14 protein-coding genes and 1 pseudogene are annotated in these 13,874 nt (G+C 72.5%); 10 read left to right on the forward strand and 5 right to left on the reverse strand.

Annotated features, from left to right (window positions below; all coding sequences use genetic code 11):
* The 4 genes and pseudogenes from NS184_RS18415 to NS184_RS18765 form a co-directional block, all read left to right on the forward strand.
* Positions 1-316 (forward strand): DUF7402 domain-containing protein (locus NS184_RS18415; protein ID WP_430733548.1); only part of this gene is annotated, 316 nt, incomplete at its 5' end.
* Complete coding sequence (locus tag NS184_RS14545) at positions 301-1,212, forward strand: glycoside hydrolase family 16 protein (protein ID WP_058726820.1); 912 nt, start codon at positions 301-303, stop codon at positions 1,210-1,212. The genes NS184_RS18415 and NS184_RS14545, both read left to right, overlap by 16 nt.
* Positions 1,213-1,252: 40 nt before the next feature.
* Positions 1,253-1,606: pseudogene (locus NS184_RS18760) on the forward strand (class I SAM-dependent methyltransferase); the annotation flags it as partial.
* A gap of 53 nt (positions 1,607-1,659) precedes the next feature.
* The gene (locus tag NS184_RS18765; RefSeq protein ID WP_242863072.1) at positions 1,660-1,950 is read left to right on the forward strand and encodes a hypothetical protein; all 291 of its coding nucleotides are present in this window, start codon (positions 1,660-1,662) and stop codon (positions 1,948-1,950) included.
* Positions 1,951-1,960: 10 nt separating this feature from the next.
* Here NS184_RS18765 and NS184_RS14555 read toward each other — a convergent pair whose 3' ends face one another.
* The 4 genes from NS184_RS14555 to NS184_RS18420 all read right to left on the reverse strand — a co-directional run bounded on the left by NS184_RS14555 (position 1,961) and on the right by NS184_RS18420 (position 5,865).
* Positions 1,961-3,151 (reverse strand): glycosyltransferase family 4 protein, encoded by a 1,191-nt coding sequence (locus NS184_RS14555; protein ID WP_058726821.1) that lies wholly within the window; start codon positions 3,149-3,151, stop codon positions 1,961-1,963.
* Positions 3,148-4,680, reverse strand: a complete 1,533-nt coding sequence (locus NS184_RS14560) for a lipopolysaccharide biosynthesis protein (protein ID WP_058726822.1) — start codon at positions 4,678-4,680, stop codon at positions 3,148-3,150. Before NS184_RS14560 ends, NS184_RS14555 begins: the two co-directional genes overlap by 4 nt.
* Entirely contained in the window at positions 4,677-5,612 is a 936-nt protein-coding gene (locus tag NS184_RS14565) for a beta-1,6-N-acetylglucosaminyltransferase (protein ID WP_058726823.1), read from the reverse strand. Before NS184_RS14565 ends, NS184_RS14560 begins: the two co-directional genes overlap by 4 nt.
* 91 nt (positions 5,613-5,703) lie before the next feature.
* On the reverse strand, positions 5,704-5,865 hold the full coding sequence (locus tag NS184_RS18420) for a hypothetical protein (RefSeq protein ID WP_193750486.1): 162 nt from the start codon (positions 5,863-5,865) through the stop codon (positions 5,704-5,706).
* A 146-nt stretch (positions 5,866-6,011) separates the two neighbouring features.
* On the opposite strand from NS184_RS18420, the gene NS184_RS14570 reads away from it, so the two are divergent.
* Positions 6,012-7,322, forward strand: a complete 1,311-nt coding sequence (locus NS184_RS14570; protein ID WP_058726824.1) for a glycosyltransferase family 2 protein — start codon at positions 6,012-6,014, stop codon at positions 7,320-7,322.
* Positions 7,323-7,660: 338 nt separating this feature from the next.
* Here NS184_RS14570 and NS184_RS14575 read toward each other — a convergent pair whose 3' ends face one another.
* Positions 7,661-8,995 (reverse strand): glycosyltransferase, encoded by a 1,335-nt coding sequence (locus tag NS184_RS14575; protein WP_058726825.1) that lies wholly within the window; start codon positions 8,993-8,995, stop codon positions 7,661-7,663.
* A 325-nt stretch (positions 8,996-9,320) separates the two neighbouring features.
* On the opposite strand from NS184_RS14575, the gene NS184_RS14580 reads away from it, so the two are divergent.
* The 5 genes from NS184_RS14580 to NS184_RS14600 form a co-directional block, all read left to right on the forward strand.
* Positions 9,321-10,610 (forward strand): ABC transporter substrate-binding protein, encoded by a 1,290-nt coding sequence (locus NS184_RS14580; protein ID WP_058726826.1) that lies wholly within the window; start codon positions 9,321-9,323, stop codon positions 10,608-10,610.
* A gap of 147 nt (positions 10,611-10,757) precedes the next feature.
* Entirely contained in the window at positions 10,758-11,732 is a 975-nt protein-coding gene (locus NS184_RS14585; RefSeq protein ID WP_058726827.1) for a carbohydrate ABC transporter permease, read from the forward strand.
* A complete protein-coding gene (locus tag NS184_RS14590) occupies positions 11,729-12,640 on the forward strand; it encodes a carbohydrate ABC transporter permease (protein ID WP_058726828.1) in 912 nt (303 codons plus the stop codon). The genes NS184_RS14585 and NS184_RS14590 overlap by 4 nt, the downstream gene beginning before the upstream one ends.
* A 5-nt stretch (positions 12,641-12,645) precedes the next feature.
* Complete coding sequence (locus tag NS184_RS17985) at positions 12,646-13,119, forward strand: hypothetical protein (RefSeq protein ID WP_152998239.1); 474 nt, start codon at positions 12,646-12,648, stop codon at positions 13,117-13,119.
* A gap of 20 nt (positions 13,120-13,139) precedes the next feature.
* On the forward strand, positions 13,140-13,874 hold a 735-nt coding region (locus NS184_RS14600), incomplete at its 3' end, for a LacI family DNA-binding transcriptional regulator (RefSeq protein WP_058726829.1).

Genomic DNA, 13,874 nt, shown 5'->3' on the forward strand with positions numbered 1-13,874 from the left:
GAACCCGTCGGCCGAGTGGGTCGCGCCGAACGGCCGCTCCGGCACCTGGGTCCAGCTCACCTGGTCGTCGGCGCAGAAGCTCGGACGGATCGAACTCCACGACCGACCGAACACGACGGACCGGGTCACGAGCGGCACCCTGACGTTCTCGAACGGGACGAGCGTCCGCGTGGGATCGCTGCCGAACGACGGTTCGACCCTCAACGTCGACTTCAGCGGTCGGTCCGTCACCTGGGTGCGCTTCACCGTCACGGGCGTCTCCGCCGGCACGCAGAACGCCGGACTCGCGGAGGTGCGCGCATGGACGACGAGCTGATCCGGCCGACGACGGTCGACCCCGAGGCAGCCTCCGCGAACGGCGCACCTCCCGCACACGGCGCCGGGCTCTCGCGTCACCGACGGCCGGGCCGCCCAGGGCGCCGGAGCCTCGCCGCCACCGTCGGGGCCCTCGTCGTCACGGCGGGGATCGTCGCGGCTGCCGCGACCGGTTCGTCCACCGGCAGCGCCGTCGACCCGAGCGGCGAGACGATGCCGACCGCCGCCGCGTCGGGGTGGAAGCGCGTCTTCGCCGAGGACTTCGCCGAGCCGACCTCCACCGGCGGCTTCGAGAAGCCCTACGCCGACCGGTTCTCCGTGTACCACGGCTTCGCGGACACCGCCGGCACCGGACGGTACTCGGCATCAGCGCTGACGGCCCACGACGGCGTGCTCGACATGCGGATGCGCACCACCGCGGGCGGGACACCGCTCGCGGGCGGCATCGTGCCGCTCGTGGACGGGAAGTGGGGCGGTCAGACCTCCGGCCGGTACAGCATCCGGCTCCGGAGCGACGAGGTCGACGGGTACGGCGTCGCCGTCCTGCTCTGGAGCGACCGGAACGTGTGGGCGGACGGGGAGATCGACTTCCCGGAGGGGGCGCTCGGCGCGCCGGCGTGGCTCAACGTGCACTGCCTCGTCGATCCGGCCGAGAAGTGCATCCACCAGGAGACGTCGGCCTCCCTGAAGGACTGGCACACCTACACGATCGACTGGACGCCGCAGCTGATGACGTTCTCGATCGACGGGCGGCAGATCGCGTCGACGGACAAGGACATCCCGACGATGCCGATGCACTTCGTCGTGCAGGCCGGCTCGCTCGGCGGGGTGCCGCCGAAGGAGTCGGACGGCTCGCTGCTCATCGACTGGATCACGGTCGACGTCCCGGAGGGCTGAGCGGTACCGTCACCGGGTGGGCGACCTGGACCGACGACTCGTGGACCTGTACGACATCGACAACCCCGACGGTCCGGACCACGACCTGTGGCGTGCGCTCACCGACGAGCTCGGCGCGCGCCGGATCCTCGACCTCGGCTGCGGCACGGGCCTGCTCACGGTGACGCTCGCGGTACCCGGCCGGGAGGTCGTGGGTGTGGACCCGTCGGCGACCATGCTCGACCGCGCGCGGTACCGGCCCGGCGGCGACCGGGTGGCGTGGGTCCTCGGGGACAGCCGGAGCGTCCCGGCCGACGGGTACGACCTCGCACTGATGACGGGGAACGTGGCGCAGCACATCGCTGACGACGACTGGCGCCGCACGCTCCGCGACCTCCGCTCGGTGCTCCGCCCCGGCGGGACACTGGCGTTCGAGAGCCGGAACCCCCGCGTCCGTGCCTGGACACGGTGGACCACGAGCGGGCGGAGGTCAGGCCAACCGAGCACGGCCCGCTCGAGGAGTGGACGACGGTCGACGAGATCGCTCCCGGCGTCGTGCGACTCGTCGCGTCGAACCGGTTCGCCGGCGACGACGAGACGCTGGAGTACACGGAGGACCTGCGGTTCCGCGGTCAGGAGGAGCTGGTGCACGACCTCCGTGCGGCCGGCTTCCACGCGGTCGAGGTGTTCGGGGACTGGCTGCGGGGTCCGTCGGAGGAGCGGTCGCCGGTGATGGTGTTCGTCGCCACCGCGGGCTGACCGGCCGCGGTCAGCGCCCCGCGTGCTCCTCGAGCGCCGCGAGCAGCGCCGCGACGTGCTGGGTCCGGCCGTAGCGGGCGCTCACACGGGCCCGTCCGCGCGGACCCAGCGACGGGTCGGCCGCGGCCTCGGCGAGGACCTCGACGATCCGTGCGGCGAGGGCGTGCGGATCGGTCGGGTCGACCGTGTACCGCGCCCACTCGTCGGAGAGGATCTCGGCGGTGCCGCCCGACGCGGCCGCGACGACGGGCGTCCCCGCGGACATCGCCTCGACGACCGTGCGACCGAAGCCCTCGGGCTCGATCGAGGGCACGACGACGAGGTCCGCCGCGTGCAGGAGCGGCAGGACGTCGTCGCGCTCGGGGAGCACCACGACGCTGCCCTCGGGGAGCGCATCGACGGCCTGCTGGACGTGGGCCGTCTCGTCTGGGTAGAGCGCGCCCGCGAGGACGAGGACCGGCGCGCTCGGCGCGGAACCGGCCGCGGACGGGCAGGCGACCCGCTCGCGGACGTGGGTCGCCGTGCGGACGCGCCCCCATGCCTCCAGGAGGGCCACGACGCCCTTGGCGCGGCTGAGGCGACCGTAGTAGAGCACCACCGGGGCGTCGGCCGGCAGGCCGAGCCGCTCGCGGGCAGTGCGCCTGCCGTCGGCCGTCGGGGGCGGGAACTCGGCGGTGTCGACGCCGTTCGGGACGATCGTGATCCGGTCCCGCGGAGCACCGACCGCGGCCCACGCTTCGGCCATCGCCGAGGAGACCGCGAGGTAGCGGGTCCGCCCGCCGGCGAACGGACGGAGACGCCCGTAGTTCGGGGCGTGGTGGAGGTGGACCGCGAGCGGCACACGGGACACCGCCGACACGACGCGGCCGAACGGCAGGTACTCGGGCCGGTTCAGCCAGATCACGTCGGGGCGCCAGCTCCGGATGCGCAGCCCCTCCCGGACGAAGCGGAGGACGTCGCGGAACGCGGTGCGGACGCCGAAGCGCGGGTCGGTCCCGTGCACCAGACGGACGCCCAGCCGCTCGTAGGGCGGGCGGCCCTCGCCGGCGCGGGCCATCTCGTCGTCCCGGTGCCAGACCACGACGTCGTGACCGGCCGCGACGAGTTCCTCGGTGTCCTCGAGCACGCACCGCTCGAGCCCGCCGGTGATCGCCAGCCCGGAGGTGACGAGGGCGATGCGCAGGGGGCGTGCGGTGGTCATGAGGACCCTCCTCGGGCAGCTCGGAGACGACGGATGAACCAGGGCAGGCAGGCGAGCGCTCCGGCGAAGCGGAACCAGTTCCAGAAGACGTCCTGCGGGACGAACAACGACGCGACGGCCACGACGAGCGCGGCGGCGACCGGGACGGTCACGCGCCAGCCCGGACCCTTCCATGCGCGGCGGTCGGGGAGCGACGCCTGCTGCAGGACGGCGAGCACGACGTACGCCACGACGGTCGCCACGGCGGCACCGGACAGCCCGAGCCACGGGACGAGGACGAGGTTCGCGCCGATGTTCACGACGCCCGCGATCGCGGCGATCACCCCGACCGCGACACCCCGGCGCTCGATGACGAGCAGTCGGCCGGTCGCGCCGCTGGCGACGACGGGGAGGGCGGTGACGGCGACGATGAGGACGACCACGGTCAGCTCGTGGACGCGGTACGACGCGGGCGCCAGGATCGGCAGGGCCACGGGCGACACGAGGGTCACCGCGAGGAGCACGGGCGCGAGCATCGCGTAGAGCTCGTCCCGGGCGTGCATCGCGAGCTGGCGGCGGGCGACGCGGTCGCGGAGCGCTGCGAAGTGCGGAGCCCACGCCTGGTTGGTGAACGACAGCAGGAGGATGACAGCGGACCCGACGACGTAGGCGATCTGGTAGCGCGCCACCTCCTCGGGGCCGAGGATGCGCTGCACGACGATGCGGTCGCCGGCGTTGAGGACGAAGTAGGACAGGTTGCCGAGCGCGATCGGGATGCCGAGACGGAAGGCGCGTGCGGTCGTGGCGCGGTCGAAGAGGCCGGCGATCCGGGGGCGGGTGGCCGCGACGCCGATCACCATCGCGATGCCCTGCGCGACGACGCCGCCCCAGGCGTAGGTGACGGCGTCGGCGTGCACGAAGGTGAGCAGCCCGAGGCCGATGATCGATCCGCCGATCGACGAGAGCAGGCTCGTGACGGCGAACACGCGGATGCGGTCCTGTGCGACGAGCAGCGCGAGCGAGAGCTGCACGACAGCGGCCGGGCCCACCCAGAGGACGGCGATGAGGAGCAGCGGGTGCTGCCCGACGAACCCGGCGGCGTCCCCCCAGACCGGGATCGACGCGAGCGCGACGACCGTGACGAGCACGGCGGTCGTGATGCCGACGCTCAGCAGCCCGCGGGCGCGACGGTCGTTCCCGTCCTCGGCGCGCTGCAGGACCGCGGCCTGGTCGAGGCCGGCCACCGCGAGCACACCGAGCGCCTGGTAGAGGGCGATCGCGGACGCGAGCACGCCGAACTCTGCCGGCGGCATGAGGTGCGCGAGGACGGGGGAGATGAGCGACGAGACGACGAGCTGCATCGACCAGACGACGACGTACAGCAGGCCGCGCCCGAACAACTTCGAGGAGACCGTGCGGGTCGTGCCGGTGTCGGCTCCGCTGGTGGGCTCCGGCGTGCCGGCCGGAGCGGGCGTCGCGGCCGCGCGCGCTTCCCGCGCCTCGCGCCGCGTCGCCGGCTGGTCCGTCCGGGTCTCCTGCGGCACGCTCACCGGACCGCCACCCCGCGGCCGACGGCGGGCGTCTCGTGGAGCCGCCCCTCACGCAGCCCGAACGCCGCGTCGACGAGGTCGAGCAGCTCCGAGCTCCGGTCCGTCGCGAACTTCCGGGCGAACAACTGCGGCGCCCGACGCGCCTCGGACGAGGGCTGCGTGCGCCACTCCAGCAGCCGTCCGGCGTCCGCGATCGTCAGCCACGGCGGGCTCTTCATCGCGGAGCCGTCCCACCCGATCCACCACAGCGAGTGCGGCACGTGGGCGTCACGGAAGCCCGGCGTCAGCGACTCCGTCCAGAGCACGGACGGCACGAAGGTCTCGTCGGCGATCCACACACGCTGCCAGAACCGGACGAGGTCTGGGCGGGTGTCGACGGCGCGGACGACGGCCTCGGCGTGCTCGCGGGCGAGGACCTTGAGCTGCGAACCACCGGCCGGCGTGAGGTCACGGGGGAGTCGGCGCGGGACGGGCACGCGCACCATGTGCTTCCGCCACGCCCAGTGCCGGTAGCGGAGCCGCGGGAGGCCGCCCCCACGACCCCACTCCGCGTACGGCAGCGGGTGCACGCCGAGGAACGACTCGCCCCGGTGCTGCTCGAGCAGCGCGGTCAGCTCTGCAGGGTTCCCGAGCGGGTAGTCGCTCCCGGTGAGGACGGCCACGTGCGAGGCGTCGGTCGCGGCGAGCGCCGCCCGGTAGCCCTCGACCTCGGCGGCGACGTTCTCCCACTTCGCCCACCCCGTGCGCAGCCGCGGCAGCAGCCGCACGCGCTCCGGCAGGTCGGTCGTCATCGCGGTCCACTCCGAGTCGGGCGTGCGCGCGTCGACGTGCAGGAACACCGGGAACGGTGCGAGCGCCTCGATCAGGCGGCGGACGTGCGCCGGGTCCTCGTGGGCGAGGACGATGCACGCCACGGCGGGGGAGTTGGCCATGTCCGCGACGCTACGGGGGTCCCCAGTGGCCGACAAGGCGGCTCCGGACCGGGTGCGGGGAAGCAGCGGTTTCCCGCACCCAGGGCCCTGATCAGCGCTTCCCGCGGAACTTCGGGCAGTCGCAGAGGGCGCAGTCGGTGCCGGGACGGTAGTGCTCGTGCGCGTCACGAGGGTGACCGCACACGCACGTCGTGGTGTCGTCGAGCACGACCTCGAGGAGCCCTCGGGGCTCGGTCGTCGGGCCCAGCGGCATGCGTCCTCCTCGTGCCCCGTCCGGATGTCCGGGGATACCCACGATCCTATGGGAGCGGGGCCGTCAGCTGGCGGCAAACCGCAAGGTCCGCGCACGCGCCCACGACCGTCGTTGACCGCCGCCCGGCATCACCAGAGCATCGGACCATGACCGACCGTCCCACGATGACCGGCGTGCTCACCCTGCAGCCCGCGATGCCCTCCGCGGATGCACCGACCTGGTCCGGTGCTGCCTGGGTCGGCGCCGTCGACCGAGGTGAGGCGCTCGCGGCCGACGCCGTCGTCCTCGCCGGAGCCGAGGGGTTCCGCCGCGCGCGGCTCCTCGTCCGGGACGGCCGCGAACTCGCGGGCTCCGTCGACCTCGCCGTCGGCCCGGACGGAGCCCTGGACCCGGCCGAGACCGCACGCGCGCTGCGCGCGCTGCGTGCCACGGGCCTCCCGGCCGCCCCGCAGGGACCGACCGTCGGTCGCATCACCGTCGTCGTCGCCACCCGCGACCGGCCCGAGGACGTCCGGCGCTGCGTCGCGTCGCTGCTCGCGTCCGGATGGGACGACCTCGAGGTGATCGTCGTCGACAACGCGCCGAGCTCGGACGCGACCCGTGAGGTGGTCGCGTCGTTCACGGATGCCCGCCTGCAGTACGTCCTGGAGGCCCGTGCCGGGGTCTCGCGCGCACGGAACGCCGGCCTCGCGGCGGCCACCGGCGACGTGGTCGCCTTCGTCGACGACGACGTGGTCGTCGACCGGTGGTGGGCCGCCGCGCTCGCCGCGGCGTACGCGCGCGACGCGGACGTCGTCTGCGTGACCGGGCTCGTGCCGAGCGGGGAGCTCCGGACGCCGACGCAGCGCTACTTCGACGAGCGGGTGACCTGGGCGCGCAACACGGAACGCCGGGTGTACCGGACCGCGGCGCCGCCTGCGGACCTGCCGCTCTTCCCGTTCTCCGTCGGCGCGTTCGGCACCGGTGCGAACATGTCGCTCCGACGTGGCGCGGCGCTCGAGCTCGGTGGGTTCGACGTCGCGCTCGGCCCGGGCACCCCGGCTCGTGCGGGTGAGGACCCCGACCTGTTCACGCGGGTGTTGTTCTCCGGTGGGGCGCTCGCCGTCGAGCCCTCGGCGATCGTCTGGCACAAGCACCGCGCCGACCGGGAGGCCCTGCGTTCCCAGGCCCTCGGGTACGGCACCGGACTCGGAGCGTGGGTCGCGAAGCTGATGAGTCGTCCGGGCACCGCGGTCGCCGTGCTCCGGCGGGCCGTGGGTGCGCTCCGGCAGCTCGGGGCGCTCGGCCAGGGGAGCGGCAGCGGTGCGGACCAGGTGTCGGCCGCCGTGGACGCGGTCGGCGGGTGGCCGGTGGACGACGAGTTCCGCGCGGCGACGGCCGGGCTGAAGCGCGCCGAGCTCACCGCGGCGCTCGGCGGCCCGTGGCGGTACGTGCGCGGGCGTCTCGCCGCGCGGTAGTCGGGCGGGGCGCGTCCGGCGGCTCGCGGCCAGCGCCGACCGGGCGCTGGGCGAACACGCGCATTCCGACGTCCCGGGTGGCGATCGCTGCGGGCGATGTCCTCGGCGCCCGGCGACTGCGCGTGCGCGGGTGCGGAGCGGCGGCCGCTGTTGTGCGACATCGTCGTGGTCGTACGACGACGGCACCGTCGTTCCTTGCAGGCGCCGGGTGTTGCGCGCGCGCAGGAGCGACCGCACCGCTGTCGTACGACGACGGGGGTGTCGTTCGACAGCGGTACGTCGGCCGCGCCGCCACCGACGGTCGCGCCGCCACCACAGCGCCCGGTGCCCGCGCCGGTTCAGGGACGGAAGCGCCCCTCCTCCACGTCCCGCCAGAACCGACGGCTCCGCAGGTACGCGGCCGGACCCGCCGGGAAGCCCCGGAACTCGTGGTAGGCCAGGGACCGCGGGATGCTCGTCGTCGAGGCCTCCGTCACGGTCTCCGGCGCTGCGTCCCGCTTGCCCGCGAGCCGGGTGACGAGCTGCTTGAGCTTGACCTTCGCCGCGATCGGCATCAGGCGGGTGAGGGCCGTCAGGTGCCGTCGGTCCTTGACGATGAGCGCGCACATGAGCGCGGTGAACCCGACGCCGTTCGAGTGCAGCTGGTGGTGGAGTCCCTCGAGGTCCGCCCGGTGGGTGTGGTGCACGACGGCCTTCGGCTCGAAGCCGATCCGGCCGCCGCCCCACAGGATGTCGATGAAGATCGCGAGGTCCTCGCCACCTCGGGCGGGGACACCGGCGCCGAGGACCGGGTCGAACCCGCCAGCGGCTCGGAACGCCGAAGTCCGGACGGCCCAGTTCGCACCCGCCCCGTACCCGCCGATGCCGTACACGGCGAAGTGCTTCAGGACCCGGCCGTCGGGGGCGACCGCACGGGCGCGGGCGTTGCGCATCACACCGGGGACGTCGTCGGGGACGATCGTGACCGGCTCGAAGGTGCGCTCGCCACTGAAGCCGCCGTAGTACGCCTCGTACCAGATCTGCGCGGGGGTGGCGAGCTCCTCGGGCAGGATCAACCCGGTCACCGCGGACAGCTCGGGCTCGCGGACGAACCGCGATCCGATCATCCGGAGCCACTGCGGGCTGATCCGGACGTCGTCGTCGGTGAACGCGATGACCTCGCCCTTCGCCGCCGCGACCCCGGCGTTCCGCCCGGCCGAGCATCCGGGTCGGCGCTCGACGACGAGGCGGACGTTGTGCCCCTCGAGGATCCGGGGGAGCTGGTCGTCGGCCGGCACCGTCACACGGTTGTCGACGATGATGACCTCGTACCGCGGGTAGTCGAGCTGCTCGAGGACGGCCAGGAGCGTCGTGATGGTCTCGATGCGCGCGACGATCGTCGACACGACGACCGAGATGAGCGGGAGGTCCTCGTCGGGCACGGGCGTCGATGCCCCGGCGTCGTTGGTGGCCGACGCGGTCTGCGCCACGAGGGGCTCGACGGCACGCCGGGCGTCCGCGGGGTCGTCGGTGAGGAGCACGTCGAGCGTCGTCACCGGGAACCCGCCGCGGTAGCCGACGACGAGCGCCGAGGAGCCGCGCTCGTCGGCGACGAGCTCCGGGAGCGGCGCGTCGAGGTCGAGGCTGACGACGCGACGCGGGCCGGGCACGGTGACGGGGGAGATCAGGGCCATGTCCGCGACGCTACGGAGGGCGCGGGCAGCGGACAACGGCGCGGGAGTGTGACGGCGGGGTTCGTGCGGAACCCCGCACCGGCGCCGCGGACGCCACGCAGCGGTGTCCCCAGCAACGGCGCGAGAGTGAGCGCACACTTTCGGCAGATTCGCAGAAACCTCCCGTTGGAAGGTCATCACGAGCGGGTCACGGAACCAATGCAACCGGTTGCGGAACCTCCGTCACGGGCGTAGCTTCCTCGGTCAGCAGGCACCGTCGCCTGCTCCAGGCAGCGTCATCGCACCCGATCGGGGCTCCTGGTGATCTCGATGAGGAGACAACCCCGTGAAGACAACACGCGCCAAGGTGCGGTTCGCCTCGGTCGCCGGCATCGCCGCGATCGGGCTCGTGCTCACCGGCTGCTCGAGCGGCGGGTCCGCGAACTCCGGCGACGCCCAGAACGGCCAGGACAGCCGCGGCCCGATCACCTACGTCCAGGGCAAGGACAACTCCAACGTCGTGCGCCCACTCATCGCCAAGTGGAACAAGGCGCACCCGGACGAGAAGGTCACCTTCAAGGAGCAGTCCGACCAGGCCGACCAGCAGCACGACGACCTCGTGCAGCACTTCCAGGCGAAGGACGAGAACTACGACGTGGTCGACGTAGACGTCGTCTGGACCGCGGAGTTCGCCGCGAAGGGGTGGCTGACGCCCCTCACCGGCAAGATGAAGATCGACACCTCCAAGCTCCTCCCGGCGACGGTGAAGACCGCGACCTACAACGACACGCTGTACGCCGCCCCGCAGACGTCCGACGGTGCGCTGCTCTACTACCGCAAGGACCTCGTCAAGACCCCGCCGACCACGTGGGACGAGATGATGAAGGACTGCTCCATCGCGAAGGAGGCCGGCATCGGCTGCTACGCCGGGCAGTTCGCGAAGTACGAGGGCCTGACCGTGAACGCCTCCGAGGCGATCAACGGCTCCGGCGGCTCGGTCCTGAACAAGAGCGGTTCGCCCGACGTCGACACGTCCGACGCCAAGGCCGGTCTGCAGAACCTCGTCGACGCGTTCAAGGACGGCAACATCCCTGCCGAGGCGATCACGTACCAGGAGGAGCAGGGCCGCACCGCGTTCGAGAACGGCAAGCTCCTGTTCCTGCGCAACTGGCCGTACGTCTACAACCTCGCCAAGACCGACGGCTCGTCGAAGGTCAAGGACACCTTCGGCATCGCCCCGATCCCCGGCAAGGACGGCACCGGCGCCTCGACCCTCGGTGGTCACAACGCCGCGATCAGCGTCTACTCCAAGCACAAGGCGACCGCGCACGACTTCCTCGAGTTCCTGGAGTCGAACGACACGCAGAAGTTCTTCGCCACGCAGGGCTCGCTCGCCCCGGTGGTCGGTGACCTCTACACCGACTCCGAGCTGACGAGCAAGCTCCCGTACCTCCCCACCCTGCTCAAGTCGATCGAGTCCGCGGAGCCCCGCCCGGTCACGCCGTTCTACCCGGCCGTGACGAAGGCCATCCAGGACAACACCTACGCGGCCCTCAAGGGCTCGAAGAGCGTCGACGAAGCCCTGAAGGACATGCAGGACGCCCTGAAGACGGCGACCAGCGGCAACAGCAACTAGCGGCTCGCGCCGCGGCGGACGGGAGGCACGGTGCCAGCGTGCACCGTGCCTCCGGTCCGCCCCCACTCACGTCCCGACGCCCGGCAAGGAGGCCGTCACGTGTCAGCAGCAACCGAGATCCCCGCCGCGATCCCCAACCCCGCGGGGATGGAGCCGCCGAAGCGGCGGAGGGGCGGCCTCAACGCCGAGCACGGCCGGTGGGCCGTGTACCTCATCGGCCCGACGATCGTGCTCCTCGCCGTCGTCATCGGCTACCCCGTCGTCAGCGCCGTCATCCAGTCGTTCCAGCTCGACGCCGGTCTCGACAAGGCGACCGGCCTCTTCGTGGCCGGCGGCTTCGCCGGCGTCACGAACTACGTGCACTGGCTCGGGCAGCAGTGCGGCAACACCGCGTGTCCGCCCGGCAACCTCGGGTCGCAGTTCTGGACCGCGATGGGCAACACGTTCTTCTTCACGGTCGTGACCGTCGCCCTCGAGACCGTCATCGGCGTGTGGATGGCGATCATCATGAACCGCAACTTCAAGGGCCGTGCGTTCGTCCGCGCCGCGATCCTCGTGCCGTGGGCCATCCCGACGGCCGTCACCGCGAAGCTCTGGTACTTCATCTTCGACGCGAACGGCGTCCTCAACCACGTCATCGGGCACCAGGTCCTCTGGTTCTCGGGGGAGTGGGCCTCCCGGTGGGCGATCATCATCGCCGACACGTGGAAGACCACCCCGTTCATGGCCCTCCTCATCCTCGCCGGGCTGCAGCTGATCCCGGACGAGGTCTACGAGGCCGCGAAGATGGACGGCGCGTCGACGATGCAGCGGTTCTGGAACATCACGCTCCCGCTCGTCAAGCCGGCGCTCATGGTCGCGGTGCTGTTCCGTGTCCTCGACGCGCTCCGCATCTACGACCTCATCGCCATCATGACCGGCGGCGGTGGTGGTTCCGGCAACGCGACCGTCTCGCTGTCCGTCCTCGTCGTCGACCAGATCCGGCAGGGCTTCAACTCCGCGTCGGCCCTCTCCACCATCACGTTCCTCGTGATCTTCCTCGTCGCGTTCATCTTCGTCCGGTTCCTCGGCGCGAACGTCGTCCAGACCCAGGCAGCCCAACAGAAGGGTGAACTCCGATGAGCATCGCAGCAGACCGACCCCGCTCCTCCACTCGGTCCCGGGAACGCGAGGTCGACCGCACGCAGGTCCGGGTCCAGCGTCACACCGGCCAGAAGCTCCGCACCGGCATCCAGGCGGCCGTCATCGCCGTCTGGTGCCTCCTGCCCTTCTACTGGATGGTCGTGACGAGCTTCCGGGACGTCGGGTTCACCTTCGACCCGACTCCGTGGTTCACGCACTTCACGTTCGCCAACTACGAGACGGCGTTCTCGACCGCGCTCGGCAACCACCTCGGACGCGCACTGCTCAACAGCGTGTTCATCGGGATCACCGTGACGGTCATCGCGCTGCTCGTCGGCACGAGCGCCGCGTACGCGCTGGCACGGCTCGAGTTCAAGGGGAAGTCGCTCATCGCCGGGGCCATCCTCGCCGCGTCGATGTTCCCGGGCGTCGCGCTCATCTCGCCGCTGTTCCAGTTGTTCACCGACATCGGCTGGATGGGCACGTACCAGGCCCTGATCCTGCCGAGCATCTCGTTCGTGCTGCCCCTGACCGTCTACACGCTCGCGAGCTTCTTCCGGGAGATGCCGTGGGACCTCGAGGAGGCGGCCCGCATCGACGGCTGCACCCGCATCCAGGCGTTCCGGCGGATCATCATGCCGCTCGCCGCACCCGCCGTGTTCACGACCGCGATCCTGGCGTTCATCTCCTCCTGGAACGAGTACCTCATCTCGTCCCAGCTGTCCTCGGACGCCACCCAGCCCGTCACGGTCGCGATCGCGTCCTTCGCCGGGTCGCAGCCGCACCAGGAGCCGTACACGGCGGTGATGGCGGCCGGCACGATCGTGACGATCCCGCTCGTCATCCTCGTGCTCGTCTTCCAGCGGCGCATCGTGGCCGGCCTCACCGCCGGCGGCGTGAAGGGCTGACGACGATGGCACAGCGTGGACCCGCCCGTCCGACCGCCCGCATCGAGGAGGCCATCGGCTTCGTCGGCACCTTCGGCGTCCTGTTCCTCGGAGTGACCGTGTTCTGCGAGGTCACCGGACGGCCGGCGCTCGGCTGGGCGCTCACGCTCCTCGCAGCGGTCGTTGCGATCGTGCTGCTCGACCGCTGGCGGGTGTCCGTGCTCCGCCGGCACCGCGACGCCACCGGCGAGGTCGACGGCGTCGGCGCGGTCGCCCGGCGGACCGCGCCGGGCCGGTCGCGCGTGGCCGTGTCCGCACCGGTCCGCCGCGCCCCGACCACACCGGACGGGCACGCGCACGTCGGCTGGGACGAGGTCGCGGACCGCGGGCGTCGGCCCGGCCGCGACGCGCGCCCGACCGCCGTCGTCCGGTCCCCATCGGTCGCACCGGTCGCCCCGGCCGGCCGCTCGGGGGCCGCGGGTCGCCCGGCGGACGGGTGACGCGCCTCCAGGCCGGACCCATGGGCATCCAGGAGATCGCCACCGTCACCGGACTGTCGAAGTCGACCGTGTCCCGCGCGCTGCGCGGCCTGCCGTCGGTGGCCGGGCCGACGATCGACCAGGTGCGGCGGGTCGCCGACGAGCTCGGGTACGTGCCGAGCTCGGCGGCGGCCGGCCTCGCCACCGGGCGGCAGCGCGCGGTGGGCGTCGTCGTCCCGGTGATCGACCGGTGGTTCTACGTGAAGGCGCTCGGCGGTGTCGACGCCGAGCTCCGCCGGGCCGGGCACGACCTGGTGCTGTACAACCTCGGCGGCCCCGGAGGAGACCGCGACCGGGCCTTCCGCCGCTCGATGCTCCGGCACCGGGTCGACGCGCTCGTGCTGCTCTCGCTCGTGCTCGACGAGACCGAGCGCGCGGAGCTCGAACTCACCCGTCACCCGATGATCGTGATCGGCGGACCGGCGCCCGGACTGCGGAACGTCGGGGTGGACGACGCGGTCGTGTCGCACCTGGCCGTCCGGCACCTCGTCGGGCTCGGGCACCGGGACGTCGCCTACATGGGCGGGCAGGACGAGGACGGGATGAACGTCGCCGTGCCGTACCTGCGGCACGACGGGTTCGTCGACGCGTTGGCCTCGTGCGGCGTCGGTCCGCGCCCGGACTGGATGGTTGACGGACGGTTCTCCTTCGCCGGCGGGGTCGAGGCGGGCGCCGCCCTGCTCGCCGACCCGACGGACCGTCCGACCGCGGTGTTC

Origin of the sequence: Curtobacterium luteum, from assembly GCF_001475545.1 — a bacterium.
Lineage (GTDB): Bacteria > Actinomycetota > Actinomycetes > Actinomycetales > Microbacteriaceae > Curtobacterium > Curtobacterium luteum_A.

Bases quoted from the DNA above. Each gene is read 5' to 3' on its own strand.
- NS184_RS14545 (WP_058726820.1), top strand. From the start codon at position 301: ATGGACGACGAGCTGATCCGGCCGACGACGGTCGACCCCGAGGCAGCC.
- NS184_RS14555 (WP_058726821.1), bottom strand. From the start codon at position 3,151: ATGACCACCGCACGCCCCCTGCGCATCGCCCTCGTCACCTCCGGGCTG.
- NS184_RS14565 (WP_058726823.1), bottom strand. From the start codon at position 5,612: ATGGCCAACTCCCCCGCCGTGGCGTGCATCGTCCTCGCCCACGAGGAC.
- NS184_RS18420 (WP_193750486.1), bottom strand. From the start codon at position 5,865: ATGCCGCTGGGCCCGACGACCGAGCCCCGAGGGCTCCTCGAGGTCGTG.
- NS184_RS14570 (WP_058726824.1), top strand. From the start codon at position 6,012: ATGACCGACCGTCCCACGATGACCGGCGTGCTCACCCTGCAGCCCGCG.
- NS184_RS14575 (WP_058726825.1), bottom strand. From the start codon at position 8,995: ATGGCCCTGATCTCCCCCGTCACCGTGCCCGGCCCGCGTCGCGTCGTC.
- NS184_RS14585 (WP_058726827.1), top strand. From the start codon at position 10,758: ATGGAGCCGCCGAAGCGGCGGAGGGGCGGCCTCAACGCCGAGCACGGC.
- NS184_RS14590 (WP_058726828.1), top strand. From the start codon at position 11,729: ATGAGCATCGCAGCAGACCGACCCCGCTCCTCCACTCGGTCCCGGGAA.
- NS184_RS17985 (WP_152998239.1), top strand. From the start codon at position 12,646: ATGGCACAGCGTGGACCCGCCCGTCCGACCGCCCGCATCGAGGAGGCC.